Below are 24,880 nucleotides of genomic sequence, written 5' to 3'. Positions count from 1 at the left end.
CCCTCCACCTCCGCCCCCACATCCGCCCCCGGCGGCACCGGCATCGGCACCGTCACGTAATCCTTCGGCAGGTTCACCGGCCGGTAGTCCGGCTCCACCGTCATGCGCTTCAGCACGCTCTCATGCACATGTGCGCCTTCGGGGATCAGGCGCGGCTCGCCATCGGGGATGTAGAAGCCGAAATAGACTTTCCGCGCCGGCCATTCCCGGTATTTCGCGCGCTTCGGCAAGAACTCCAGCACGCGCCAGGCCGCCGTCATGGAATCGTGCAGCATGCCGGTCTTGCCGGTAAAAGCCGGCTCGACATAGGTGAACGGCGAGTTCTTGCGCTGGATGCCCCAGGCGAGCTGGTTCACCGTGCGCGGGTTGAACTTCAGCCCGGCCTTCTCGGCCTCGTCGATCATCCAGAGCAGCGGATATTTGGACTCGCCGCTCTCGGCCTCCGGATAGCCGCCGCCGACGTCGCAATGCACGCCGGCGAACCACACCTGCATGATGTCTTGCGGCACCTTCTTCTCGTCAGGCACGTAGCGGTTACTCCAGAACTCCTGCGGCTCCGCGTATGGCTTCAGGCGGAACATGCGCCGCCGCTCGTCGATCGCGATCGCCTGCCGGAAGATCCTGATGCTGGGATCGCGCAGTGTGAAGGCGAGCTCCTCCAGGCTCGGCCAGTAGAAGCGGTCGGCGCGCGGCACGATCACGCTCGCCACCGTGTCCCAGACGCCGACGAAATGAATGGTCGGCCAGCGCGTCGAGGTGATGCGCGCAAACTGCGCGGCGAGGTCGAATTCGTCCTTCGGCAGCGGCCCGCTCTCGTCGAACACGATGTTCTTGATATCCTCGACGTCGTTGCCGCGCCCGCTGCCGGAATATTGCTTGTAGGCGATGAGGCCGCTGCCGGCGAGGTTCGCCTGCTCCGGCGAGATCAGGCCGATCTTGTGGATCAGCCCCGCCAGCACGCGAACCGTGTACGCCCCGCGCGAGAAGCCGAACAGATAGATCCTGTCGCCGGGCGCGTAATGCTGAACCAGGAAGCAATAGGATGACAGCACGTTGTCATCGAGCCCGTAGCCGGTGGCGAGCCCCCACACCAGCTTGATGTTGGCCTTCCAGCGCCCCCACGTCGACGGCTCCGTCATGGTGCCGACCCCGGGATCGTAAAACACCATCTGCCTGGGCTGGGTCTTGTCCGTCTTGCGCAGGCAGCGATAGAGCTTCAGGACGTTGGAGATGTTCTCGCTGATCTCGTTGCCGGTGCCGTCACAGCAGATGACGAGGTTCTTGCCGGCGGGCTTGTGGTCGGTGAGGTTGGCGGATTCCATGGGATGCGCCTCCGGGGGATGCTACCGGGGCGAGTATAGCGGAAAATGGATGGCAGCGAGGAGGCGACGTCGCCGGCACCCGGTCCCATGGCCGAAGGCTGTGTTGACATTAACCTCTTGTTAACCATGCGGTTGCCTAATGTCGACGATGGGGGATCACCATGTCGGCCCATGTGACGCGACGGAAGTTGATGCCTGTTTCGGCCGATCCGGCCATGCGGTCGATGGCGAGGCTGGCGGTTCGCGCCAAGGCCGTCCTACAGGGCAGAACGCCTGTCCTATGGAGCAAAGCCATGTTCGCAAGGGACGACTTAGTGGACAATCTCAGCCGCGATCTCGATCGCGCGCGCGGCAGACGCGATGCGCTCGCATCCGAAGCCACGACCCTGACGGCCCAGATCGCCGAAATTGAAGCCCGCCTTTCGGAGGAGAAGAAGAGGCGGGAGCGTGAGCGCGTCCTGAGCGAGATCGAACTGATCAAGACGCGGATCAAGCAAGCGGCCGGCGCGTTTGCACCTGTCGTCGACGGTCTATCCAAGGCGGTCGAATCGGCTGCGGCAGTTGTGCCCGAGGCGCGCGAGCTCAATAGTTTCCTGGTGTCGGTGGCGACCGAGGTCGACAGCGTGCTCGATCCCCTGTTGCGTGAACTGGATCAGCGCGCGGATGCAGTGCGATCCGGCCACGCGGCGCTGGACTTGCCGAGTTCGGCCGTTGAAGTGCCGCCCGTCGAGCTGCCGAAGGACACCAACGAACGCCTGCTGCGCTTTCCGGCCTGGCTGTCCCGCGACAAGGAAACGGACAAGGAAGCAGCGGAGAAGCCGCACAGCACGGCGGCCTGAAGCCTCGGCGGCTGCGCACGCTCTACGCCGTCATTCCGGGGCGCGCCTCTTGGCGCGAGCTACGGTGCGCAATTGCGCACCTGAGAATCCATACTCACGATGGTGGTTATGGATCCCGGGCTCGCGACTTCGTCGCGCCCCGGGATGACAAGTTGTCGTTGGGCTCGCTGGTTGCCGAGCAGGTAACTTCCCCGCTCGCCGCCGCTCAGTTCGCCGCGCGGCGCAGGAAGGCCGGAATATCGAGAGCGCTCTCGTCGGGCGCATTGCGCGCAGGCGCACGCCCGTAAGGATCCAGCGGCTGAAGCGCCGCCTGCTGCGCATGGTCCAGGCTCGGCCGTGCCGGCGGTCCCACGGGGTGGTGCGGCTGCGGCCGCAGCGGCGGGCTTGCCGCTTGCGGAAGGGGGGCACTGCGCTCGATGCGATCGGCGATGCGACGGCCGTCATTGCGCAGCCTGCCGGCGAGCTGGGTGAGGGCGGTTTCCACCGGGTGCGCCTGCGCCGGATCGAGATTATCGATTCCGGTCGCCACCACCGAGACGCGGACGATGCCCTCTAAGCTTTCGTCAAAGGACGCACCGACGATGATGTTGGCGTCCGGGTCCGCCTCGTCGCGAATGCGGGTGGCGGCTTCGTCGACCTCGTACAGCATGAGATCCTTGCCGCCGGTGATGGAGATGATGAGGCCACTGGCGCGTTTGATCGAGGGATTCTCGATCAGCGGATTGGAGATCGCGGCGACGGCGGCGGCGAGCACGCGCTTTTCGCCGGAAGCCTCGCCCCGTCCCATCATGGCCTTGCCCTTCTCCTTCATGACGGAGAGGACGTCGGCAAAATCGAGATTGATCAGCCCTTCCTTGACGATGAGATCGCTGATGCAGGCGACGCCCGAGTAAAGCACCTGGTCGGCAAGGGCGAAGGCGTCGGCGAACGTGGTCTTCTCGCTGGCCACCCGGAACAGGTTCTGGTTCGGGATGATCAGGAGGGTGTCGACTGTCTTCAGCAGCTCCTCGATGCCGGCTTCGGCAAAGCGCATGCGGCGCTGGCCCTCGAAGTAGAACGGCTTGGTGACCACGCCGATGGTGAGAATGCCGAGCTCGCGCGCGATTCTGGCTACGACGGGTGCAGCCCCGGTGCCGGTGCCGCCTCCCATGCCTGCCGTCACGAACACCATGTGCGCGCCGGTCAATTGCTCGCGGATCGTGTCGATCGCCTCTTCGGCTGCGGCGCGTCCCAGTTCCGGCTGCGAGCCGGCGCCGAGGCCTGCGGTTACCCGCGTGCCGAGCTGGATGAGGCGCTTCGCCTTCGACATCGCCAGCGCCTGTGCGTCGGTGTTGGCGACCACGAACTCGACACCCTGCAGCCCGGCCGCGATCATGTTGTTGACGGCATTGCCCCCGGCGCCGCCGACGCCGAACACGACGATGCGGGCCTTCATTTCATGAATATCGGTGTTGCCAGTCATTCTTCCCTCGCGATTGCTCCGGCAAGCCGGGGATTAAAGAAAGTCTCGCGTGCTACCTGCAAGCATGATCCGGAAAAGTGCGAAGCGGTTTTCCGAAAAGATCATGCTCGAACAAAAACCTGAAGCGCGATGACGATTCATCCCAATCTCATCGCGCTCTAGCCGCGCGGTCTGCTTGCACGATGAAGGCGGCCAGATGCCCCAACCGGCGCGCCGCGTGTCCTGCGATCGAGCCGCCAGGGCGGCGATCGCTCCGCAGCGCCGCCACTTCGTCTTCCAGTCGTGCCGCCCATGCGTTGGCGGCCGTCGTCTCGGCGGTCGCCTGCGTCAGCTCGACGGCGAGGCGATCGGCACGTTCGCGCTCGCGCTCGAACACGACCCTGTAGGCGGCTGCGACGGATTCGAGCCGCGCGATCTCCGCCTTGAAGACTTCGGTCTTGACGGCCTCGATCCTGGCCAGGGAGGCCGCGATGGGATCTGCCCGGCGGGCTCGTCGCGGGCGGGGGGTGTAGCGGAGAGTGGCGAGATCGACGCTCACCACCGCCTTGCCGTCGTCCGACCGCGAGCGCGGCAACCGCCGACGCCGCGCCACTGCCCGCGCGGCCTCGCGCGAGACATTGAGGCGGGTACCGAGATCGGCATACGTCAACAACTCAACGCACATCGGCGCTTCTCCTGGAGCGAACCGGGAAGGCATTTCGGGCTAATGATGGCTGGACGATTGCAGCAGGCTAGGGTGCGTTGGTTAATGGACGGTTAACGCGCGTGGGGAGTGTTTACGGGTGGCGCTGCGGTGCCGGCCGTCGGAGACGCAGGGCGCCAGCTCCCGCGGCTGGGTCTGGTCGGTCTTGCGCGGGCAGCGATGGAGTTTCAGGACTTGGAGATGTTCTGCGAGATCTCATTGCCGGTCCCTGTCATGGCAGGTGACGAGGTTTTTGGCCTGGATTTCAATGCGTGCTCCACGGTGGGCTCCTCCGGGTGGTGCCCGCGGCGGTTGTCGAATTCACTGCTGCGGAGCGGTCGGCGGAAGCGTGGTTTTCATCTATCTATTTTTAAGCAAATCCACTGCCAGCTTCGCCTTGATATCTGCAAATAGGCTTGCCGCGTCAAATCGGTGGTGTTGAAAAACTTCCTGAGCCTCAGCCCGCCAAGCTAAATCGCAATCGTCTCCGAGAGTGCGTCGCAATTGTCGAATTACCCCCACTGCCTGCTTAGCCCATGCGCGAAAGTCGCTCAAAGGCCACAACGATACGCTTTGGAGGTGGGGAAATGCTCCGCTTTCCGCCCGCGTCACAGGAGTCACAAGCACGGATAGTATATCTGTTTCTGAAGTTACACGAGTGAGTGACTGGTTCGCGCGCATCCAATTTGGGTGACCGGCGGCCTGTCTAGCCTTCTCGGCGCCGAGAGCGGAGGTAGGTTTTGCCTCCGAATGATCTTCAAATACAATGCAGTATTTGCCGGACAACCACCATGGATCAGGTGAAGCATCTGCTTCGTGCTTTCCGGCTTGAAATCCGAGTAGCTCGCCAAGCTCGCGTTGTGCAGCTTCAAATATGTGAGCATCCGAAGATGCGAGCCCCTGCAAGACGTCTTTTTCCTTCTTCGCAAACTTTGCGTCGTGGGACGTTCCTAGCGTCAGCAGATATGCCTCAAGTCTCTCAATTTGTAACCCAAGCGCCTCGCCTTCGGAGGTGCTTGCCTCCGCCTCCAGCGTGAATCGTGCTAAGCTGGACAGCCAGCGGATACCTGCTGCGGCGTCGCGAGCGGCTGAGAAATGTATGCGCGCCCGTGTTGACATGCCCGCGATGCCGGACGCATCTCCATAGCTAGCCGCTGAGCCGGCTAAGTATTGCCACAGTGCCCTATATCCACGCAGCGTTTCATCAGTTAGGCCGGCAAGGACCTTGCCCGCACTTTCCAACGCTCCTTCATAGTGTCGCTGCCAAAGCTGTCTTTGATACTCTATTTCGTCTCGGACGGCTTGCTGGAGTTGGCCCAACCCACTAGGCACCGCTTGGATCGCGCTCGCTCTCTTCGCAAGAATTTGGCGGTTCACATTTTCCCACGTGGCGTCGTTGCGCAGGAATATATCAAAATTTTCTACCAGATCGTTGAAAGACGTATTCGAAGACTGCCGGGCGCCGAAATCTAACTCAGCCTGGAGCTCTGGATGAAGGAATTTGGTTCGTGTTGGGCTGATGAGGTAATCCGTCAACTCCATCCCTGACACAACGACGGCCGAAAAGTCCTGTAGCGAGCGAGTGCATCTTCCAACGGCTTGTACAACGCGGGTCTGTATGCGGCTTTGCAGAAGCGCGTATGCGCCCATTCGCGAAACGAAAAAACGTTCCTGCGCATTAGTAGTCTTAGGCAGGCCGTCAATGAACAAAAGGCGGCATTCGTCGCCGGGAAAGTCAATCCCATCATAACGGTTAGAAAAAACAGCGACGCAATTAGTTGCGCGAGTGAATACCTCTTTGGCTTCTTCGATCTGAGAGGCTTCTACCGCTTTTAAGCTGTGACCTTGAACGTCAGCAATAGTTTCCAATTTTGCTCGATCGTTCGGAACAAGGACGACGCTCCTTGGTACTCGCTGCATTAACGTCCGGCGCAGTTGGACTGTATCGTCTGCGTCGAGGGACAGTTCAGGAAAGATAAAGAAGCGACGTCCAATCCCCTGTCGGTCCCAACCTTCCGGTATCGGGAGCCGTGTAATATTCTCGCGCCCAGTTAGGCGCTCTAGGTCGCCGCCTTCGCCTAGAGTTGCAGACATGAAGATCCGTTGACGGGCGTTGAAGAATGGCCCGTGTGTCCATGTTGGCGGAATTAGGGGGCGAACGAGGATCTCGGATGGAGAGAGATAAACGTGGCAAGCGTGCAGGTTATCTCTCAACAACATCCACGTGTAACGAAGGTTGTCTACGGAACCGGCATATTGATCTACAATACTAACGAACTCCTCGCTTATTGAGGCTAGGGCCGGCGTAGGAATCTTGTCGACCCAAGCCACATCCGACAGGCTTTGGTCAATCTCGCCCGTCAGTCTTCCGAAGTCGCCTTGATCCAACAAGGGCCTCAATAATTCTGCTAGCGCCGAATGCAGGGCTCGATGTGATGCGTCGCCACGTGCGATCCGCAAGCTCCACATCGCAGCTATATAGTTTTCAGTTGCGTGTGCATCATCTGCAATGATGACGTCAGGGCTTTCAAAGAACGGTGCCACATTGAATAGGCTGCTGTAGGTGGTCACCGCGATGCGTCGCGCGGAGAGATAATCTCCCTTGGCTGCAGCGTCGAAGTCGTGCTTGGATCCGGTGAAGCCGTGGACGCTGAGGCCGTATTGGTTCTCTGCTTGTGCGACCACCTGGTTTACAAGTTGTCTTGTTGGGCAAAGAAAGACAACTCTCTCGCTGTTTTTGCGCCGTAACCATTCGCCGATAAGCAATCCAACCAGAGTTTTACCGCTTCCGGTCGGAAGTTGCATGGCGATGTCGCTGGCGCTCAACCCGCGCGCGACATACTGCTGCATCATTTGCCCCTGGTGCAGAAGTACTCCGGGAATCTTGCGACGCGGCAGTTCTAGCAACAGTTTCTCAGGGCTGTCGGGTACAGCTTCGGGTGGGGGCGCGTTCTTAAAGGCCAATTGGGCTGCTCCACATGCAGTAGTTGCTGATGTGTTTAAGCGCAGCTTTTCGATTCGCAAACGCTCGTTTCTTACGACCTAAGTCCAACTGGCTATGTCCCCAAAACAAAAACGGCCGGATCTTCCGATCCGGCCGCTACTCGAACTCTTACTCGGCTAAGCCTACGCCACGCGACGCAACTTAGCCCCCGCCCTAACGGTAAATCTTCTCAGCTCGCCTGCTTGGCCGGCTGGGTGTCGCCGACCTTCTTCTGGATGGCGCGCTTCAGCTCGACGGCGCGCGGGGAGAGCGCGTCGGTGTTGGCCTTGAGCAGGTAGGCATCGAGGCCGCCATTGTGGTCGACGCTCTTGATCGCGTTGGTGGAGACGCGCAGGCGCACGTTGCGGCCCAAAGCTTCCGAGATGAACGTCACGTTGACGAGGTTCGGCAGGAAGCGGCGCTTGGTCTTGATGTTGGAGTGGCTGACCTTGTGGCCGACGAGGGGGCCCTTGGCCGTCAGTTCGCAGCGGCGAGACATGGCATAAATCCTTTAGTTCGAACCCCCAACGAGTGCGGCCGCCATTTCGGCGCCACGGGGGCAAATTCTTTCGTCCTTGCAGGGAGCGGGCGGACGTATAGGGGGGAAGGGGCCTTGCGTCAAGGCGACGGGCCGTTTTTGGCCCGTCGTCCCGGGGCGGGCAGAGCCCGAACCCGGGATCTCGTGCCCCATCCTCGGTGTCATCGCCCGCGAAGGCGGGCGATCCAGTACTCCGCGGCGGCGCGGCTGACCAGAGGCGCTGCGGCGTACTGGATGCCCCGCCTTCGCGGGGCATGACAGCGGAGGTGGGAAGAGGTCGGAACGCCCCCCCCGTTACCGCCCGATCACCAAAACGGCAATGATTGTCGCGCCTTACCATCACATAAAGGGCGTATTCGCCGTCGAAGAGTCCGGTGGAGTTCCCGGGGCTGTAGGCCCCGACACATTGTTTGCCGCCGGTTTTGGCTTAAGTAACAGCACATCGCGCTCTGATTGGATTGTTTCGTGCCGACAACGCTTCATTTCGCGCAAGACCTGCGCTCAGCCTGTCTGCTTCCGGCCGGCCGGCTGATGGCGCTTTGTGGCCTGGCGGTGGCGGTGGTGCTCGGCCTGGCGTCCGGCGCGGCGCCGGCGGCGGCGCAAGGCAAGCTCGAGGCGCAGTATGAGGCGACGCTGGCGGGCATTCCCGTCGGCAAGGGCGCCTGGAACATCGATATCCAGGACGACGTGTTCTCGGCGGCGGCCGCCGGCGGCACCACCGGGCTTTTGAAGTCGTTCACGGGCGGGTCCGGCACCGGTGCGAGCCAGGGGCGCGTCGTTGGTGGCGCGCTGGTTGCGACCGGCTACCAGGCCTCCACCACCACCCAGAAGAAGACCGAAGAGATCCGCATCACCCTCGACAAGGGCAATGTGAAGGATTTTGCGATTTTGCCGGAGCCGCCGGTCGATCCGGACCGCATCGTCGTTACCGAGGCGCATCGCCGCGGCGTGTGGGACCCGATGACGGCCTCGCTGCTGCGCGTGCCCGGCACCGGTGATCCCGTTTCGCAGGACGCCTGCCACAGCTCCGCGCCGGTGTTCGACGGCCGCATGCGCTACGAGCTCAAGCTCGATTTCAAGCGCATGGAGACCGTGAAGGCGGAGAAGGGCTATCGTGGCCCGGTCGTGGTCTGCGCGATCTATTTCGTGCCCATCGCCGGCTACATCCCCGACCGGCCCGTGATCAAATACCTCGCCGCCCAGCGCAACATGGAGATCGCGTTCGCCCCCATCGCCGGCACGCGCATCCTGGTCCCGTTCTGGCTGAAAGTGCCGACGCCGCTCGGCCCGGCCATGCTGGAAGCGACGAGCTTCATCACCGCCCCCCAGCCGCCACGGGTGGCCAAGACGCAGTAAGTTTCTCCGTCATTCCGGGGCGCGCCCCTTGGCGCGAACCCGGAATCCATCAGGCCGCAGAGACGGTTGCGCGATGGATTCCGGGCTCGCGACTGCGTCGCGCCCCGGAATGACGAGCGTTCGGCGCAGACTAAGCAAAATCAATCACTTACCTACTGTGCATGGGGTTGTTTTCGCACTCTTTGTTTGGCCAGCCCGCCTGCGCAGTGAATCCATTTGACTCCTCCCCGATTCTGATTCGACTCAGCCTCGTCCCCAGCTTTAACCACCCCGGCCGCTTGTGCGCCCCCGCAAAACTCCATCTAGTGCGCAACCAAGACGAGTCCCGCGACATGTTGCGTGAACGGAACGGGACTCACAGAGGAGTCAGCGATTCGGCCGCGATTCGTTCTAGAGTCGTTCCGAAGCTTAAAGCGAACGGGAAAAGCGTCGCAAAGTGAGACAGTTGCGCGGGATTTGGGGAGGGCGTTTTCACACGCCGGGCGATGACAGCGGCAGCGGGGGCGCCCACCCCAGCGTTCGGAGACATAGCCGACACCTCGGCGTCGCCCCTCCGCCCCATCCAGCACTGACATTCGCCCAAATCGCCATTACCTAATCCCCTAGACATGGCTTTTTCCTCCTCCCCCTTCGCCTCCGAGCGCGCCCCCGGCGCGGGCGTCACTGCGGTGCTCGGTCCGACCAACACCGGCAAGACCCATCTCGCCATCGAGCGAATGCTGGCGCATCCCTCGGGCATGATCGGCCTGCCGCTGCGCCTCTTGGCGCGCGAGGTCTACAACAAGATCGCCGCTCGATCCGGCGAGGCCAGCGTCGCGCTCGTCACCGGCGAGGAGAAGATCAAGCCGAAGAATCCGCGCTATTGGGTCTCGACCGTCGAGGCGATGCCGCGCGATATCGACGTTTCCTTCCTCGCCGTCGACGAGGTCCAGATCGCCGCCGATCTCGAGCGCGGCCACGTCTTCACCGATCGCATCCTCAACCGCCGCGGCCGCGACGAGACGCTGTTGTTGGGCGCCGCCACCATGCGCCCGATCATCGAGCGCCTGTTGCCGGGCGTGTCCATGATCACGCGGCCCAGATTGTCGCAGCTCGAATTCGCCGGCGACCGCAAGATCACGCGCCAGCCGCGCCGCACCGCCATCGTCGCGTTCTCGGCGGATGAAGTCTACGCGATTGCCGAGCTGATCCGCCGCCAGCACGGCGGCGCCGCCGTGGTGCTGGGCTCGCTCTCGCCGCGCACACGAAACGCGCAAGTCGCGATGTTCCAGAACGGCGACGTCGATTATCTCGTCGCCACCGATGCCGTCGGCATGGGCCTCAATCTCGACGTCGACCACGTCGCTTTCGCCTCCGACCGCAAGTTCGACGGCTATCAGTTCCGCCGCCTGACGCCGGCCGAATTCGCGCAGATCGCAGGCCGCGCCGGCCGCGCCACCCGCAACGGCACCTTCGGCACCACGGGCCGCTGCGCGCCGTTCGAGCCCGAGCTCGTCAACGCGCTGCAGAACCACACCTTCGATGCCGTGAAGGTGCTGCAATGGCGCAATTCCAAGCTGGATTTCTCCTCGCTCGGTGCGCTCCAGGTCTCGCTGAACCTCGCGCCAGGCCACGAGACGCTGACGCGCGCGCCGATCGCCGAGGACATGCGCGTGCTCGATCACGCCGCCCGCGACGGCGAGGTGCGCGATATCGCGCATGGCAAGGCCGCCGTGGAGCGGCTCTGGGAAGCCTGCCAGGTCCCGGACTACAGAAAGCTGTCGCCGGCCGCCCATGCCGAGCTGGTGACGACGCTGTACGGCTTCCTGATGCGCAAGGGCTGCATTCCCGATGCCTGGTTCGAGTCCCAGGTCACCCAGGCCGACCGCATCGACGGCGACATCGACACGCTGTCGGCCCGAATCGCCCAGATCCGCACCTGGACCTTCGTCGCCAACCGCCCGGACTGGCTGAAAGACCCGGAACGCTGGCAGGGGATCGCGCGGGAGGTCGAAAATAAATTATCGGATGCGCTCCATGAACGCTTGACTGAGCGTTTCGTTGATCGCCGGACCAGTGTATTGATGCGCCGCCTGCGGGAGAACACGAGCTTGAATACTGAAATCGGCAAGACCGGCGAAGTCATCGTCGAAGGCCATGTCATCGGCCGCCTCGATGGCTTCACCTTTGCACCGGATGCGGCGGAAGCCGGCTCCGATGCGAAAGCCTTGCAGGCTGCAGCGCAAGCGGTGCTCGCCGGCGAGATCAACGCGCGCGCCGAAAAGCTGGGCAATGCGCCGGACGAGCAGTTCGTGCTCACGTCCGAAGGCATCATCCGCTGGACCGGCGATGCCGTGGCGCGCCTCGCCGCCGCAGACGAGGCGCTGCATCCGCGCATCCGCATCATCTCCGACGAGCGCCTGACCGGCGCGCCCCGCGACAAGGTGCAGGCGCGGCTCGAGCTCTGGCTCAAGACGCACATCGAAAAGCTGCTCGGGCCGATGTTCGAGCTGTCGAAGGCCGAGGACGTCACCGGCATTGCCCGCGGCATCGCCTATCAGCTGGTCGAGGCGCTCGGCGTGCTTGAGCGGCCGAAGATCGCCAGCGAGCTGAAGGATCTCGACCAGCCCTCGCGCGCCGTCTTGCGCAAATACGGCGTCCGCTTCGGCGCCTATCACATCTATTTCCCCGGCCTGCTCAAGCCCGCCGCGCGTGCGCTTGCCGCGCTGCTCTGGGCGCTGAAGCAGGACAATGTCGATCTCTCCGCGCTCTCGGGCGCGCAGCATCTGGCCTCCTCGGGCCGTACCTCGTTCCCGGTCGACAAGGCGCTGCCGCGCGATGCCTATCGCGTGCTCGGCTACAAGCAGGCCGGCGAGCGCGCGGTGCGCGTCGACATTCTGGAGCGCCTCGCCGACCTGATCCGCCCGGCGCTGGCCTGGCGCGAGAATTCGCCGGGCGAAAAGCCCGCCGGCGCGTTCGATGGCCGCAGCTTCGTGGTCACGCAGGCGATGACCTCGCTGACCGGATCTGCCGGCGAGGATTTTGCCTCCGTGCTGCGCGCGCTCGGCTATCGCATGGAGAAGCGCCCGCCGCTGCCGCCGAAGCCTATGGTCGCCGAGCAGGTCGTGCCCGAGCAGATCGTCACTGAGACCGTCGCGGCCGAGACGCCGCCCGCTGAAGGCAGCGCGGAGACCTCGACCGAGGCTGCAGCGGAAGCCGTTGCCGGCCTGCCGGCTGAGGCTCCGGCCGCTGAGGCTACGGCCGAAGCCGTCACCGTCGAAGACGCGCCCGGCATGGAGCCGCACGACGAGCCCGCTCCTGCGGAGGCTCACGAGGAGCCGGCGCTGGAAGCGTCTCCGGAAGCGCCCGTCACCCCCGAGGACGCCCCCGGCATCGCGCCGCCCGCAGAAGAGGCTGCGACGCCCGCCGAGGCTGCCGGCCTCGAAGCGGCCGCCGCCGAGACCGCCGCGACGGAAGCTGCTGCATCCCCCGATGCTGCCGCGCCTGAGGCAACAGTCGCACCGGCCGAGCCCGAGCTGGTCGAGGTTTGGCGCCCTGCCGGCCGTCACGAGGATCGCAAGCCGCGCCACGAGCGCCATCGCCATCAGCGTCACAACAACCAGCGTCCGCGGCCCGGCGCTGAGGCTGGCGCTGCACCCGATGCTGCGAGCGCCGCGCCCGGCGAAGCAGCCGACGGCGCGAAGCCGGGCCATCGTCATGGCGGCGGCCATCGCCGCGATGGCGGCCGCGACTTCCGCAAGCCGCGTGAAGGCGGCGAGGGCGGTGAGCGTCGCGACGACCGCAATCGCAGCTTCCAGGGCAAGGGGGACCGCGACAAGGATCGCGATCGCAACCGCGACAACAAGAAGTTCGGCGGAGATCGCGACAAGGGCCGCGACAATCGCGGCCGCGACCGCGACAAGGGCCGCGACCGCCGTGATCGCGAGTCGGGTCCCTCGCTGCGTCCCTACGCCTCGAGCGCGAACCCGCGCGAGCGCGATCGTCCGATCGATCCGAACTCGCCCTTCGCCAAGCTCGCCGCGCTGAAAGAGCAGCTGGGGCGGAAGGAGTAATCCCACGACGACGACGACCGAGCGGCAGCGTATCGACAAATGGCTGTGGCACGCGCGCGTGGTGAAGGCGCGCACCTCCGCGGCCGAGCTCGTCGTCACCGGCCATGTCCGCGTCAACGGCGTGCGCGAGACATCGCCGGGCCATGCGATCAAGCTTGGCGACGTCCTCACCATCGCGCTCGATCGCACCGTGCGCGTGCTGAAGGTCACCGCCTTCAATGAGCGCCGTGGCGATGCCGCCTCGGCTCGCGTGCTCTATGAGGAGCTCGGCACGCGCAATTAATTGCGCTTTCTATTCATTTCTTGGTCGATCAAACACACAAAGCCGTCATGATCGGGCTTTCCCGACCTTGCGGCGCCCGGCCATCCGCGCTAGGCAAGCCGCGACTTCTAAAAGAGCTTTTCGGAGCGTTGGATGACTTACGTCGTCACTGAAAACTGCATCAAGTGCAAGTACACCGACTGCGTCGAGGTCTGCCCGGTCGATTGCTTCTACGAGGGCGACAACATGCTCGTCATCCATCCCGACGAATGCATCGATTGCGGCGTGTGCGAGCCGGAATGCCCCGCCGACGCCATCAAGCCGGACACGGAACCGGGCCTCGAAAAGTGGCTCCAGGTCAACGCCGACTACGCCAAGAGCTGGCCGAACATCACCCAGAAGAAAGAATCACCTGCCGACGCCAAGGAATTCGACGGTATGGAAGGCAAGTTCGAGAAATATTTTTCTCCGAACCCCGGCTCTGGGGACTAATTCGCGTCCAAACTTAACCCTAATAGCGGCGCTGCCGCCGAAAACCAGCCCTCAAGACCCCTAAATCATTGATTTTTGCGGGAAATGTGCTATATTGGGCACATTAAGCCGAACCCCGTCAGCCCCGTTGGCCCCTCTGGGTTCCCGTGAAACCAAATGTCGAACAGGGGCGTGGCAGTTTCCGCGCGCAGGCTGTGTCACAGAAAACGCGTAAAAAGAGTACTTCAGCGAGGGCTTCCCATAAGGAGGCCAAAAAAGTCGCCGCGGCCAGCCGTAGCGCATCCAAGGGTCGGACCGCGACGAAGGCGCCGGCTGCAAAGTCCTCGAAGAACAAAAGAAGCGCAATGCCTAACAAGACTGCCAAACCGGCCGCGAAAGCGACCGCTGCCAAGCCTGCTTCCGCCAAGCCTGCTGCCGCCAAGCCTGTGACTGCCAAGGCCCCCGCTGCCAAGCCCGCCGCGACGAAGGCCCCTGTTGCCGTTGCGCCCGCCAAGGCTCCCGTCGCCGCCAAGCCGGCTGCCAAGCCCGCGGCTGCGCCGAAGGTCGAGGAAAAGAAGGTCGTGACCCAGCGTCAGGGCTTCAAGGCCAACGAATTCGTGGTCTATCCCGCTCACGGCGTCGGCCAGATCCTGGCCATCGAGGAGCAGGAGATCGCCGGTGCGAAGCTCGAGCTGTTCGTCATCAACTTCATCAAGGACAAGATGACGCTGCGCGTGCCGACCGCCAAGGTCGCCAATGTCGGCATGCGCAAGCTGTCCGATCCGGCCCTGGTCAAGAAGGCGCTGGAGACGCTCAAGGGCCGCGCCCGCGTCAAGCGCACCATGTGGTCGCGCCGCGCCCAGGAATACGAAGCGAAGATCAATTCGGGCGATATCGTCGCGATCGCGGAAGTCGTGCGTGACCTCTATCGCTCGGAATCGCAGCCCGAGCAGTCCTACTCGGAACGCCAGCTCTATGAAGCGGCGCTCGACCGTCTGTCCCGCGAGATCGCGGTGGTGCAGCACTCGACCGAGACCGAAGCGGTCAAGGAGATCGAGGCGCAGCTCGCCAAGAGCCCGCGCCGCAATGCCAAGGCGGAAGCTGCCGAGGGCGAAGCTGACACGGATGCCGAGGGCGATACCGACGATACCGATGGCGACGACAGCACCGTCGCCGACGAGGCCGCCTAAGCCGGCACCGAACGCAAGCAATCAAAAGCCCGGCCGTTTGGCCGGGCTTTTTGTTTGGCTTCCTGAGGCCGCGGGAGTTCGGCTCTACGCGCCGCGCGGCTGGGTCCAGATCGCGATCGGCTGCTGAATGCCGCGGACCGCCCGCGCCTCTCGCGCTTCCAATGACTGAAACGTTGCGGCTGCGCCGCCCAGCTCGGCCTTCGCCTGGCTAACGAGATCGTCACTTGCCACCAGCGCGCAGCCCAGGGTGCGGGTCAACGCCTCGAGACGGCTTGCCACGTTGACGGTCGCGCCGATCACGGCAAATTCCAGACAGGTCTGCCCGAGGTCGCCGAGCACCACCGGCCCATAATGCAAGCCAAAGCTCACATGCAGCTTTGGCTCGCCTGACGCTGCCCGCTGATCGTTCCAACTCTCCGCCGCCGCGATCATCGCCTGGGCACATCGCAACGCGTTGCTGGCATCGTGCTCGCCGGCAAAGGGCGTTCCGAACGTTGCCATCAACCCGTCCCCGAGATATTTGTCGAGCGTGCCGCTATGGCGGAAAACCTCCTGCTCCATCAATCCGTGGAATTCCCGCAACGTCCGCACAACCTCCTGCGGCGAGCGCCCATCGGCAAAGGCCGTGAAGCCGACGATGTCGACGAACAGTACCGCGACGTGTTGCGTGCGCACCTGCTTCAACGGCTCGTCCTGTTTCGACAATTCCGCCACGACATTGGGCGAGAAGTAGCGCGCCAGGTTGCCGCGCTCGCGCTCCACCGCGGCATGCCGGATCAAGAGGTCGTTGCTGCGGCGGACCGCGAGCGCCAAGGTCACGGCCACGATCATGAAGACGACGATCTCCTGGACGCGAACGTGGAACACGATCTCGCTCGGCGAGATCATCGCAAACAAGCGCTCATCGCTGCCTGTTGCGGCCGCGATGCGGGCCGTCAGCGCAGGATCGCGATCGGGTTGCCACCAGACCCAGGCGATGCCGATCAACCAGAGCGCAGCCGTCCAAACGCCGACCGCAATCACGGTCCGCCAAGTATAGGCCAGTGTGGCGCCCGCGAGCAGGACGAAGAAATAGATGAAGTTGCCGGAATGGTACTGCATCGCGACCGGCCAGTGCGAGGCTCCGAACGGATTGGGAACCACGATGAGGCAGGTCAGCAGCGCCAAGTCGCAAAACAGGAGTGCCAATTCCGGCCGCGACACGCCAACCCGCCCAACCCTGACCTGGGCCCAGCCGATAAGTGCGAACAAGCCGAGCAGCGCCACGTAGTAGAGCTGCTCCCAGGCCGGGTTGATCACCATGATCAGGCAGCCAATGACGACGAGGGCGACATAGCGCGCCCGCACCGCGAGTTGCAGGCCCTCCCGCTTGGCGGACGTCAGCGCGGCTTGTGCGAACTGAACTGTTTCGACATCGCGCTCGGTCGGCGCGGGCGAATGCGCAGCCGGCAGGTTGAAGCGCTCGACGAGCATTGTCACGGCAGTCTCCTCGCTTAAGCCTTCAGCGCATCAAGTCCGCTGCGTCGTTGCCGAGACGCGGATTTCACCCCGAAGCTCTTCTCCGTCAGCCCTGGCTGAAACCGACGCCCACCAGTCCCCCAGGGCATCGATCAACGGCACGAGCGCGTGACCGGCGGCCGTCAGATCGTACTCCACGCGCAGCGGATATCCGCCGAATTCCGTGCGGCTTACGATACCGGCGTCTTCCAGCTTGCGGAGCTCAAGCGCGAGCATCCTGTGCGAGATGGTCGGATTGTCGCGACGCAAGTCGCTGAAGCGCTTGGTGCCCTGCTTCAAATAGTAGATCAGCAGCGTCGGCCAGCGACCGCTCAGAATCTGCATCACTTCCTCGATGGGACATCTCGACACGAGATCCTTCATCGGCGCCTCCAGGTTACAAAAAAGTTCGTAATTTACTTGATGCGGCGAGCGGCTAGGGTCGCATCACCGCTGCGCAGCGTGATCATCAGAAATCACGGAGAATGGATCATGGACCCAATTCTACTCTACGGCTTCCCGAAGGGAAGCTCCATGGGGCTCGTTGCTGCTCTCGAATGGCTGGGTAAGCCATATCGGCTGTGTCGGGTCGATATGATGGGCGAGATGCGAAGCCCGTCATACGCCCGTATCAATCCGCGACACGAGACGCCGGTCTTCATCACCGAGCGGGGTGAGGTGCTGACGGAAACGATGGCTATCGCGGCCTGGTTAGAGGCCAGGGACGTCGAGCGGCGGATCAGCTTCGATCCGCCGTCGCGGCAAGCCGATCGCATGCATCAGTTCATGGCGTTCGTGAATACCGGTTTCACCGCCGCCTTCGCGCCGCTGTGGGCCGCAATGGAAGCCGAAGCCATGGAGCCCGCCACGAAGTCGGTCCTGCGTGCTTTTGGCACAGCAAGGGTCATCGAGCGTCATGACAAGCTCGAAGCGATGATCGAAGCGCGGCAATTCCTGCTCGGGGAGCGGCCGACCCTCGCCGACGCCGTGCTTGTCGGCGTCGCGCGCTGGCTCGACTTCCACGCAGTTGCGGAGAAGAGCCGCTGGCCGAAGCTGGCAGCGCTGCGAGCTCGCCTCGAAGCCGATCCCGCGGTCCTCTACGCCACCGCTCTGGAGGACGGCGGGTCTGATCCGGGAACGGGATCGTGCACAGGCCACGTCGCGCTGGCCGAATTGATCGCGCAGTTCGGCAAATAGGGAAGCAGGAGGAGCCTCGACGCGCTCCTCCTACTTCACGGGGCGCTTCTCGAGCTTCCTCGCCAGCGTCCGCCGGTGCATGCCCAGCCGGCGGGCCGCTTCCGAGATGTTGAAGTCGGTCTCGATCAAGGTCTGGTGGATGCGTTCCCATTCCAGCGTCTTGATCGAGGTCGGCCGCGAATCGAGCGCGACCTCGGCGTTGCCTTCGGCCTTGTGGAAGGCGGCCTCGATGTCGTCGGTGTTCGACGGCTTTGCCAGATAGTGGCAGGCCCCTAACTTGATCGCCTCGACCGCGGTGGAGATGCTGGCAAAGCCGGTCAACACCACGATCAGCATGTCCGGGTCATGCGTGTGCAGGAGCTCGACGCAGGCAAGGCCCGAGGCGCCGCCGAGCTTGAGGTCGACCACGGCATGACCGAAAGAGCGTTCCTCCAGCACCTGGCGCACCTCCTCGATCGAGGCGGCGAGTACCACCTCGTAGCCGCGGCGCTCGAACGAGCGCTTCAGCGTGCGGGCAAAACCCGCATCGTCCTCGACGACGATCAGCGAACGGTCATGCGTCAAAATTCCCTCCGATCGCCAATGTTGCGAGCGGCAGCGTGAGGCGCACCGTGGCGCCGCGCTTCCTGTGGTTCTTGGCGCTCACGGTGCCCCCCAATTTGCGCACGACGTTCACCACCAGGAACAGGCCGAGCCCGCCGCCGGCACGACCCTTGCTCGACTGGTAGGGCTTCCCCAGCTGCGCCAGCATCTCCGGCGCAAAGCCCGGGCCGCGGTCGGAGATCGACAGCACGAGATTGTCGCCCTCGCGCTCGGCGACGAGCTCGACCCACTCGCGCGAGACCTCATAGGCGTTGTCGAGCACGTTGAAGATCACCTGCTTCAGCGCGACGTCGGAGACGATTGCGACGTCCTCGCCGAAGGTGTTGACGAAGTAGAGCGTGCGGGCGGAGCGCGCATTGCGCCATTCGTCGACCAGCGCGGTGACGAAGGCCGTCACCGTCGTCGGTGAGGAGCCTTCACCGCGCGCTTCGCCCGCCGACACCAGGATGCCTGTCACGATCGACTTGCAGCGCTGCAACGAGGTTTCCATCTCCGCGAGGTCCTCGGCAAGCTCCTGATCGGCGGCAAGATCGGGCATGCGGCGCCAGTCGCTGAGGATTACCGAAAGCGAGGCGAGCGGCGTGCCGAGCTCATGCGCCGCACCGGAGGCGAGCAGGCCCATGCGCACGATATGGTCCTGTTCGGCGGCATGCTGGCGCAGCGCCGCCAGATGCGCGTCGCGCTCGCGCAAATTCCTGTTGATGCGGGTGACGAACACGACGAGCAGCACGGCGTTGAGCACGAAGCCCAGGAGCATGCCTGTTACGGTGAGCGTATAGGTCTCGCTCAACGGATTGGGCGGCAGATCGAGCGGCCGGTAGGCCAATGTCAGCCAGACGAAGCTGGCGCAGGTCAGCGCCACCAGCGACCAGGTCGATCGGGCATCGAGCAGCACCGCACCGAGCGTCACCTGGAGCAGGAACAGCGAGGTGAAGGGATTGGTGGCGCCGCCGGAGAGATAGAGCTGCGCGGTCAGCGCGGCGACGTCCAGTATCAAGGCGACCAACAGCTCGTTGTTGGTGATCGCAGCGCGATGGCGCACCCAGACCAGGCTGGAGACGTTGAGCAGCACCAGCGCGCCGATCACCGCGCCCATCCGCTCCAGCGGCAGGGGGATGCCGAGGCCGAAATGCACGGCACCGATGGTCACGATCTGGCCGACCACCGCGGTCCAGCGCAGCTGGATCAGCAGCACCATGTTCTTGCGGTTGGTCTCGTCCTCGGTCGGCATGGTGCCGATCAGCTCGCTGCGCGCATCGGCCTGCGATTGCAGCGTGACGGCTTGCCCGTCACGCCCAAGCGTCTGGGAAAGCGTCTTCCCGTCGTCAGGTCGGCTCGACGATCGTTCCAGCATCTGATCCCGTCCTGCGGGCGACGGCATCCGAGCCGCCGGCCTTGTCGTGGACGAAGCGCTTGCGGCGGAACAGCCCGCCGCCGAATATGACGAAAAGTCTGCCGGCCAGCATGAAAGCCAGGGCAAACCACGTCAGCGCGTAGATCAGGTGGTTATTGGGAAAGCGGATCACGGTCAATCCGCCGATTGGGCCGCCGGCGATTTGTGATCCGGCGTCGGCGTCCACGAAGAAGGGCGCGACCTCGCCAAGGCCGCGCGCCGCCGCAATGGCGGCGACGTCCCGCGAGTACCAGCGGTTGTGCTGGGGCACGTTGGTCCGCAAGAAGCCGCCCTTCGGCTCGGTGATGCGCAGGAGGCCGGTGATCTCGACCCGACCTTGCGGATTGCCGTCCCGGCGCGTCGATGCGTCGCGGCGCTCGGACGGCACGAAGCCGCGATTGATCAGAACCAGCGTGCCGTCGTCGCGCGCAAGCGGCGTCAGCACCCAATAGCCGGGGCCTTCCTCGGTGACGGCCTGAACCAGCGTCTCGCTCTCATGCAGGAAGCGCCCGCTGAGGCTGACGTGCCTGTATTCGTCGCTTGTGGCGCTGACGGTGGACCACGAAGCGGGCGAGGGGATCGGCTGAGCCGGCGCGTGGACGCGCTGCTCGACCCGGTCGATCAGCGCCAGCTTCCAGGCGCGGCGCTCGATCTGCCAGACGCCAAGCGCGATCAGAAGCACGAAAGTAATGAGCGAGAGGACCGTGAGCCACAAGGACGGCGACCGCGCAGCCTTGCTGCGCGCATCTCCGTCCTCGCTCGTCACGGTCCTGGTTTCGCTCACTTCATTCCGCTCATCTGGTGCATCGGCATCATGTTGCTGTTGAGGTGGCTCATCACCCACAGCGAACCCGACAGCGCGATCACCACCATCACGATGGTGAAGATCAGCGCCATCATGGTCCAGCCGTTCTCGGAGGCCGTGTTCATGTGCAGGAAGTAGACCATGTGCACGACGATCTGCACGATTGCGAAGGCCATGATCACCAGCGCGGTGATCTGCTTGCTCGGCAGCGCGCCGCTCATCACCAGCCAGAACGGGATCGCGGTGAGCACGACCGAGAGCACGAAGCCGAGCATGTAGCCCGAGAACGTGCTGTGGGCGTGGCCGCCCTCGTGGTGGTGGTCGTGCGCGCCGGCTGCGTGGGTATCGGTGCTCATCGCAGAACTCCCAGGAGATAGACGAAGGTGAAGACGCCGATCCAGACCACGTCGAGGAAGTGCCAGAACATCGACAGGCACATCAGGCGGCGGCGGTTGGCCTCGATCAGGCCGAACTTTCCGACCTGCACCATCAGCGTCACCAGCCAGATCAGGCCGCAGGTGACGTGCAGGCCGTGGGTGCCGACCAGGGTGAAGAAGGCGGAGAGGAAGGCGCTGCGCTGCGGCGTGGCGCCCTCGTGGATCATGTGGGCGAACTCGAAGAGCTCGATGCCGATGAAGGCGAGGCCGAACAGGCCGGTGATCGCGAGCCAAACCTGCGTCTGCGCGACCTTGTTCTGCTGCATCGTCAGCATCGCAAAGCCGTAGGTGATCGACGACAGCAGCAGCATGGAGGTGTTCACCGCGACCAGGGTGAGGTCGAACAGGTCCTTCGGCGCGGGGCCGGCGGCATAGTTGCCGCCGAGCACGCCGTAGGTGGCGAACAGGATCGCAAAGATGAGACAGTCGCTCATCAGATAGATCCAGAAGCCGAGCGAGGTGCTCCAGCCTTCCGGATGCGGATGCTCGTCAGCGAGGTAGAAGACCGGCTCGCCGGTCTGCGAGGGATTGACGGCAACGGTCATTTACTTGGCTCCGGCGAGCAGCTTGGTGCGCGCGTCCTCGGTCCGGATGACGTCGTCAGCCGGAATGTCGAAGTCGCGGTGATAGTTGAAGGTGTGGCCGATCCCGACGGCGAGCATCGCGATGAAGCTCAGGGCGGCGAGCCACCACATGTACCAGACGAGAGCAAAGCCCATCGCGGTGGCGAAGCCGGCGAGGATGATGCCGGTGCCGGTGCTGCTGGGCATGTGGATCGGCTTGAACCCGGTGAGCGGACGCTGATAGCCGCGCCGCTTCATGTCCCACCACGCGTCATTGTCGTGAACGACAGGGGTGAAGGCGAAGTTGTAGTCCGGCGGCGGCGAGGAGGTCGCCCATTCCAGCGTGCGCGCGTCCCAGGGATCGCCGGTGACGTCCTTGAGCTGCTCGCGCTTGAGCAGGCTGACCGCGAACTGCATCAGCATCGCGAGGATGCCGATGAAGACGAACACGGCACCGATCGCGGCGATGACGAACCAGATCTGCAAGGACGGATCGTCGAACACGCGCAGGCGGCGGGTCACGCCCATCAGGCCGAGCACGTAGAGCGGCATGAAGGCCAGGTAGAAGCCGGTGACCCAGAACCAGAACGACATCTTGCCCCAGAACGGATCGAGCTTGAAGCCGAACGCCTTCGGGAACCAGTAGTTGATGCCGGCGAACGCGCCGAACACCACGCCGCCGATGATCACGTTGTGGAAGTGCGCGATCAGGAACAGGCTGTTGTGCAGCACGAAGTCGGCCGGCGGCACCGCGAGCAGAACGCCGGTCATGCCGCCGATCACGAAGGTCAGCATGAAGGCGATGGTCCACATCATCGGCAGCTCGTAGCGGATGCGGCCGCGATACATCGTGAACAGCCAGTTGAACATCTTCGCGCCCGTCGGGATCGAGATGATCATCGTGGTGATGCCGAAGAACGAGTTGACGCTGGCACCCGAGCCCATCGTGAAGAAGTGGTGCAGCCAGACCAGGTAGGACAGGATGGTGATGACCACCGTGGCGTAGACCATCGAGGTGTAGCCGAACAGCCGCTTGCCCGAGAAGGTCGAGGTGACCTCGGAGAAGATGCCGAAGGCCGGGAGAACCAGGATGTAGACCTCGGGGTGCCCCCAGATCCAGATCAGGTTCACGTACATCATCGGGCTGCCGCCGAAATCGTTGGTGAAGAAGTTGGTGCCGACATAGCGGTCGAGCGACAGCAGCGCGAGCACCACGGTCAGGACCGGGAAGGAGGCGACGATCAGCACGTTGGTGCAGAGCGAGGTCCAGGTGAACACCGGCATCTTCATCATGGTCATGCCGGGGCAGCGCAGCTTGACGATGGTGCAGATCAGGTTGATGCCTGACAATGTCGTTCCGACGCCGGCGACCTGCAGCGCCCAGATGTAATAGTCGACGCCGACGTCGGGACTGTAGCCGATGTTCGACAGCGGCGGGTAAGCCAGCCAGCCGGTGCGGGCGAATTCGCCGATGAACAGCGAGGCCATCACCAGCACCGCGCCGCCGACCGTCATCCAGAAGCTGAAATTGTTCAGGAACGGGAACGAGACGTCGCGCGCGCCGATCTGCAGCGGCACGACATAGTTCATCAGGCCGGTGACCAGCGGCATCGCCACGAAGAAGATCATGATCACGCCGTGGGCGGTGAAGATCTGGTCGTAGTGATGGGCGTTGAGATAGCCTTCGGAGCCGTTGAACGCGAGCATCTGCTGGCCGCGCATCATCAGCGCGTCGGCAAAGCCGCGCAGCAGCATCACGATGCCGAGGATCATGTACATGATGCCGATGCGCTTGTGGTCCACCGTGGTGAACCATTCGCGCCAGAGATAGCCCCAGAGGCGGAAATAGGTGAGGCCGCCGAGCAGCGCGGCGCCGCCGAGCGCGACCACTACGAAGGTGCCGACGACGATCGGCTCGTGCAGCGGCAGCGATTCGAGGCCGAGCCGGCCGAAGATGAGCTTGAGAAGATCAGGAGACATGCGCGTTCTCTTTAGGAATCTGACTTCAGGAATCGGACTTGGGACGCTGTCCGAGGAAGAAGGACGAGGACTTCAGCGGCGTGATCGACGGCCGCTTCAGGCCGGCACCCAGGAGCGGCGCGAAATCGGTCGGAGCCTTGATCGAGGCGGTGGTCTGCCCCTGCGGCGCATCCGGCGTGCAGGTGCCGGCGACAAAGGTCGGCTTGGGTCCGAGCACCGTGCCGCGGCGGGCATACTTGTCGTAGGCGAGCGGCAGGGTGTTGTTCAGGCCCTGATGGCCGTTGCCGCCCTTGGCGTCGATCGCCATCATCTCGCTCTGGCACATCTTGCCGGTCTCGACGCACATGTTGAGGATCAGGCGGTAGAGATCGGCATCGACGGCGCCCCAGCGCCGCACCGGCTCGTTCTGGCTGGGCTTCTCCAGCTGAAGATATTCGGCGCGGCCGAGCGAGCCGCCGGCCGACTTGGCGCTGGCGATCCAGGCGTCAAAACCCTTGTCGTCGAGCCCCTTAAAGTTGAAGTGCATGCCGGAGAAGCCGGCGCCGCTATAGTTCGCCGAAAAACCCTTGTAGGTGCCGGCGTGGTTGACGACGGCGTGGAGCTTGGTCTCCATGCCCGGCATCGCATAGATCTGGCCGGCGAGCGCGGGGATGTAGAACGAGTTCATCACCGAGGACGCAGTGATGCGGAAGGTGATCGGGCGATCGACCGGAGCTGCGAGCTCGTTGACAGTGGCGATGCCGTAGTCCGGGTAGATGAAGAGCCACTTCCAGTCGAGCGCGACGACGTCGACCTCGAGCGGGGCCTTGGACTTGTCCACGGCGCGCTCGGCATGAATGCGGCCGAGGGTGCGATAGGGATCGAGCAGATGCGTGCCCATCCAGGTCAGCGCGCCCAGGCAAATGATGATGAGAAGCGGCGCCGACCAGATCACCAGCTCGAGCTTGGTCGAGTGATCCCAGTCCGGCTCGTAGCGGGCCTCGGTGTTGGACTGGCGGTAGCGCCAGGCGAACAGCACCGTCAGCGCCATCACGGGCACGACGATCAGCAGCATCAGGACGGTGGAGATGATGACGAGGTCGCGCTGTTGCGCTGCGATATCGCCGGCTGGCGCCAGCACGACATAGTCGCAGCCGCTGAGCGCAGCAGCCAGAGGTAGTAGCGCCAGGATCTTGAGACGAGACACGGGCCGAGCCTTATGAGAATGAGTTTCCTTTGCGGGGCCAAGGGGTAGCTGCGGCGCAACAA

The 24,880-nt window shown here is 63.8% G+C and carries 21 protein-coding genes; 7 read left to right on the top strand and 14 right to left on the bottom strand.

What is annotated here, in order from left to right; genetic code table 11:
• Positions 1-1,322 (bottom strand): DUF2235 domain-containing protein (locus I6F31_RS10770; protein ID WP_225185362.1); only part of this gene is annotated, 1,322 nt, incomplete at its 3' end.
• Positions 1,323-1,483: 161 nt separating this feature from the next.
• Here I6F31_RS10770 and I6F31_RS10765 point away from each other — a divergent pair.
• Positions 1,484-2,161: a hypothetical protein gene (locus I6F31_RS10765; RefSeq protein WP_036002010.1), complete on the top strand. Its 678-nt coding sequence runs from the start codon at positions 1,484-1,486 to the stop codon at positions 2,159-2,161.
• A 205-nt stretch (positions 2,162-2,366) separates the two neighbouring features.
• Here the strand turns inward: I6F31_RS10765 and ftsZ are convergent, their stop codons facing one another.
• The 4 genes from ftsZ to rpmB form a co-directional block, all read right to left on the bottom strand.
• The gene (ftsZ, locus tag I6F31_RS10760) at positions 2,367-3,623 is read right to left on the bottom strand and encodes a cell division protein FtsZ (protein ID WP_036002006.1); all 1,257 of its coding nucleotides are present in this window, start codon (positions 3,621-3,623) and stop codon (positions 2,367-2,369) included.
• Positions 3,624-3,771: 148 nt separating this feature from the next.
• Positions 3,772-4,287 carry a hypothetical protein gene (locus I6F31_RS10755; RefSeq protein WP_036002003.1) on the bottom strand — a complete coding sequence of 172 codons (516 nt, stop codon included), beginning with the start codon at positions 4,285-4,287 and terminating at the stop codon, positions 3,772-3,774.
• Between the two features lie 378 nt (positions 4,288-4,665).
• Positions 4,666-7,269 carry a DEAD/DEAH box helicase gene (locus I6F31_RS10750; RefSeq protein ID WP_036002000.1) on the bottom strand — a complete coding sequence of 868 codons (2,604 nt, stop codon included), beginning with the start codon at positions 7,267-7,269 and terminating at the stop codon, positions 4,666-4,668.
• 209 nt (positions 7,270-7,478) lie between these two features.
• Positions 7,479-7,787: a 50S ribosomal protein L28 gene (gene rpmB / locus I6F31_RS10745; RefSeq protein WP_036001998.1), complete on the bottom strand. Its 309-nt coding sequence runs from the start codon at positions 7,785-7,787 to the stop codon at positions 7,479-7,481.
• A 570-nt stretch (positions 7,788-8,357) separates the two neighbouring features.
• On the opposite strand from rpmB, the gene I6F31_RS10740 reads away from it, so the two are divergent.
• The 5 genes from I6F31_RS10740 to I6F31_RS10720 all read left to right on the top strand — a co-directional run bounded on the left by I6F31_RS10740 (position 8,358) and on the right by I6F31_RS10720 (position 15,157).
• A complete protein-coding gene (locus I6F31_RS10740) occupies positions 8,358-9,182 on the top strand; it encodes a DUF3108 domain-containing protein (RefSeq protein WP_036002042.1) in 825 nt (274 codons plus the stop codon).
• A gap of 608 nt (positions 9,183-9,790) precedes the next feature.
• Positions 9,791-13,234: a helicase-related protein gene (locus tag I6F31_RS10735; RefSeq protein ID WP_225185361.1), complete on the top strand. Its 3,444-nt coding sequence runs from the start codon at positions 9,791-9,793 to the stop codon at positions 13,232-13,234.
• Positions 13,235-13,265: 31 nt separating this feature from the next.
• The gene (locus I6F31_RS10730) at positions 13,266-13,517 is read left to right on the top strand and encodes a S4 domain-containing protein (protein ID WP_074447665.1); all 252 of its coding nucleotides are present in this window, start codon (positions 13,266-13,268) and stop codon (positions 13,515-13,517) included.
• A gap of 132 nt (positions 13,518-13,649) precedes the next feature.
• Positions 13,650-13,988: a ferredoxin FdxA gene (gene fdxA, locus I6F31_RS10725; RefSeq protein ID WP_018643465.1), complete on the top strand. Its 339-nt coding sequence runs from the start codon at positions 13,650-13,652 to the stop codon at positions 13,986-13,988.
• Positions 13,989-14,332: 344 nt separating this feature from the next.
• Entirely contained in the window at positions 14,333-15,157 is an 825-nt protein-coding gene (locus I6F31_RS10720; RefSeq protein ID WP_081493941.1) for a CarD family transcriptional regulator, read from the top strand.
• Between the two features lie 84 nt (positions 15,158-15,241).
• Here the strand turns inward: I6F31_RS10720 and I6F31_RS10715 are convergent, their stop codons facing one another.
• Positions 15,242-16,630, bottom strand: a complete 1,389-nt coding sequence (locus I6F31_RS10715) for an adenylate/guanylate cyclase domain-containing protein (protein WP_225185375.1) — start codon at positions 16,628-16,630, stop codon at positions 15,242-15,244.
• Between the two features lie 36 nt (positions 16,631-16,666).
• The gene (locus I6F31_RS10710; RefSeq protein ID WP_225153298.1) at positions 16,667-17,038 is read right to left on the bottom strand and encodes a helix-turn-helix domain-containing protein; all 372 of its coding nucleotides are present in this window, start codon (positions 17,036-17,038) and stop codon (positions 16,667-16,669) included.
• Positions 17,039-17,146: 108 nt separating this feature from the next.
• Here I6F31_RS10710 and I6F31_RS10705 point away from each other — a divergent pair, with 108 nt between their 5' ends.
• Positions 17,147-17,851 carry a glutathione S-transferase family protein gene (locus tag I6F31_RS10705; RefSeq protein WP_225185374.1) on the top strand — a complete coding sequence of 235 codons (705 nt, stop codon included), beginning with the start codon at positions 17,147-17,149 and terminating at the stop codon, positions 17,849-17,851.
• 30 nt (positions 17,852-17,881) lie between these two features.
• On the opposite strand, the gene I6F31_RS10700 is transcribed toward I6F31_RS10705, so the two are convergent.
• The 7 genes from I6F31_RS10700 to cyoA are packed head-to-tail and all read right to left on the bottom strand — an operon-like array spanning position 17,882 to position 24,818.
• A complete protein-coding gene (locus tag I6F31_RS10700; protein ID WP_036042850.1) occupies positions 17,882-18,415 on the bottom strand; it encodes a response regulator transcription factor in 534 nt (177 codons plus the stop codon).
• Positions 18,405-19,808, bottom strand: coding sequence for an ATP-binding protein (locus I6F31_RS10695; protein WP_036042848.1), 1,404 nt, complete (start codon positions 19,806-19,808; stop codon positions 18,405-18,407). Before I6F31_RS10695 ends, I6F31_RS10700 begins: the two co-directional genes overlap by 11 nt.
• A complete protein-coding gene (locus tag I6F31_RS10690; protein ID WP_225185360.1) occupies positions 19,780-20,631 on the bottom strand; it encodes an SURF1 family protein in 852 nt (283 codons plus the stop codon). The genes I6F31_RS10695 and I6F31_RS10690 overlap by 29 nt, the downstream gene beginning before the upstream one ends.
• Positions 20,628-21,008: a cytochrome o ubiquinol oxidase subunit IV gene (gene cyoD / locus I6F31_RS10685; RefSeq protein ID WP_225134383.1), complete on the bottom strand. Its 381-nt coding sequence runs from the start codon at positions 21,006-21,008 to the stop codon at positions 20,628-20,630. Before cyoD ends, I6F31_RS10690 begins: the two co-directional genes overlap by 4 nt.
• Positions 21,005-21,634 (bottom strand): cytochrome o ubiquinol oxidase subunit III, encoded by a 630-nt coding sequence (cyoC, locus tag I6F31_RS10680; protein WP_109142141.1) that lies wholly within the window; start codon positions 21,632-21,634, stop codon positions 21,005-21,007. The genes cyoD and cyoC overlap by 4 nt, the downstream gene beginning before the upstream one ends.
• Positions 21,635-23,632 carry a cytochrome o ubiquinol oxidase subunit I gene (gene cyoB, locus I6F31_RS10675; protein WP_109142142.1) on the bottom strand — a complete coding sequence of 666 codons (1,998 nt, stop codon included), beginning with the start codon at positions 23,630-23,632 and terminating at the stop codon, positions 21,635-21,637.
• Between the two features lie 25 nt (positions 23,633-23,657).
• Positions 23,658-24,818 (bottom strand): ubiquinol oxidase subunit II, encoded by a 1,161-nt coding sequence (cyoA, locus tag I6F31_RS10670; protein ID WP_225185359.1) that lies wholly within the window; start codon positions 24,816-24,818, stop codon positions 23,658-23,660.
• Positions 24,819-24,880: the final 62 nt, after the last annotated feature.

Source organism: Bradyrhizobium sp. NBAIM01, from assembly GCF_020194115.1.
In the GTDB taxonomy this organism is placed as follows: domain Bacteria; phylum Pseudomonadota; class Alphaproteobacteria; order Rhizobiales; family Xanthobacteraceae; genus Bradyrhizobium; species Bradyrhizobium yuanmingense.
This window is presented reverse-complemented; position numbering and strand designations above follow the sequence as displayed.

Bases quoted from the DNA above. Each gene is read 5' to 3' on its own strand.
- I6F31_RS10740 (WP_036002042.1), top strand. From the start codon at position 8,358: ATGGCGCTTTGTGGCCTGGCGGTGGCGGTGGTGCTCGGCCTGGCGTCC.
- cyoB (WP_109142142.1), bottom strand. From the start codon at position 23,632: ATGTCTCCTGATCTTCTCAAGCTCATCTTCGGCCGGCTCGGCCTCGAA.
- I6F31_RS10695 (WP_036042848.1), bottom strand. From the start codon at position 19,808: ATGCTGGAACGATCGTCGAGCCGACCTGACGACGGGAAGACGCTTTCC.
- I6F31_RS10755 (WP_036002003.1), bottom strand. From the start codon at position 4,287: ATGTGCGTTGAGTTGTTGACGTATGCCGATCTCGGTACCCGCCTCAAT.
- I6F31_RS10720 (WP_081493941.1), top strand. From the start codon at position 14,333: ATGCCTAACAAGACTGCCAAACCGGCCGCGAAAGCGACCGCTGCCAAG.
- fdxA (WP_018643465.1), top strand. From the start codon at position 13,650: ATGACTTACGTCGTCACTGAAAACTGCATCAAGTGCAAGTACACCGAC.
- I6F31_RS10765 (WP_036002010.1), top strand. From the start codon at position 1,484: ATGTCGGCCCATGTGACGCGACGGAAGTTGATGCCTGTTTCGGCCGAT.
- ftsZ (WP_036002006.1), bottom strand. From the start codon at position 3,623: ATGACTGGCAACACCGATATTCATGAAATGAAGGCCCGCATCGTCGTG.
- cyoC (WP_109142141.1), bottom strand. From the start codon at position 21,634: ATGACCGTTGCCGTCAATCCCTCGCAGACCGGCGAGCCGGTCTTCTAC.
- I6F31_RS10735 (WP_225185361.1), top strand. From the start codon at position 9,791: ATGGCTTTTTCCTCCTCCCCCTTCGCCTCCGAGCGCGCCCCCGGCGCG.
- I6F31_RS10705 (WP_225185374.1), top strand. From the start codon at position 17,147: ATGGACCCAATTCTACTCTACGGCTTCCCGAAGGGAAGCTCCATGGGG.
- cyoD (WP_225134383.1), bottom strand. From the start codon at position 21,008: ATGAGCACCGATACCCACGCAGCCGGCGCGCACGACCACCACCACGAG.
- I6F31_RS10710 (WP_225153298.1), bottom strand. From the start codon at position 17,038: ATGAAGGATCTCGTGTCGAGATGTCCCATCGAGGAAGTGATGCAGATT.
- rpmB (WP_036001998.1), bottom strand. From the start codon at position 7,787: ATGTCTCGCCGCTGCGAACTGACGGCCAAGGGCCCCCTCGTCGGCCAC.
- I6F31_RS10715 (WP_225185375.1), bottom strand. From the start codon at position 16,630: ATGCTCGTCGAGCGCTTCAACCTGCCGGCTGCGCATTCGCCCGCGCCG.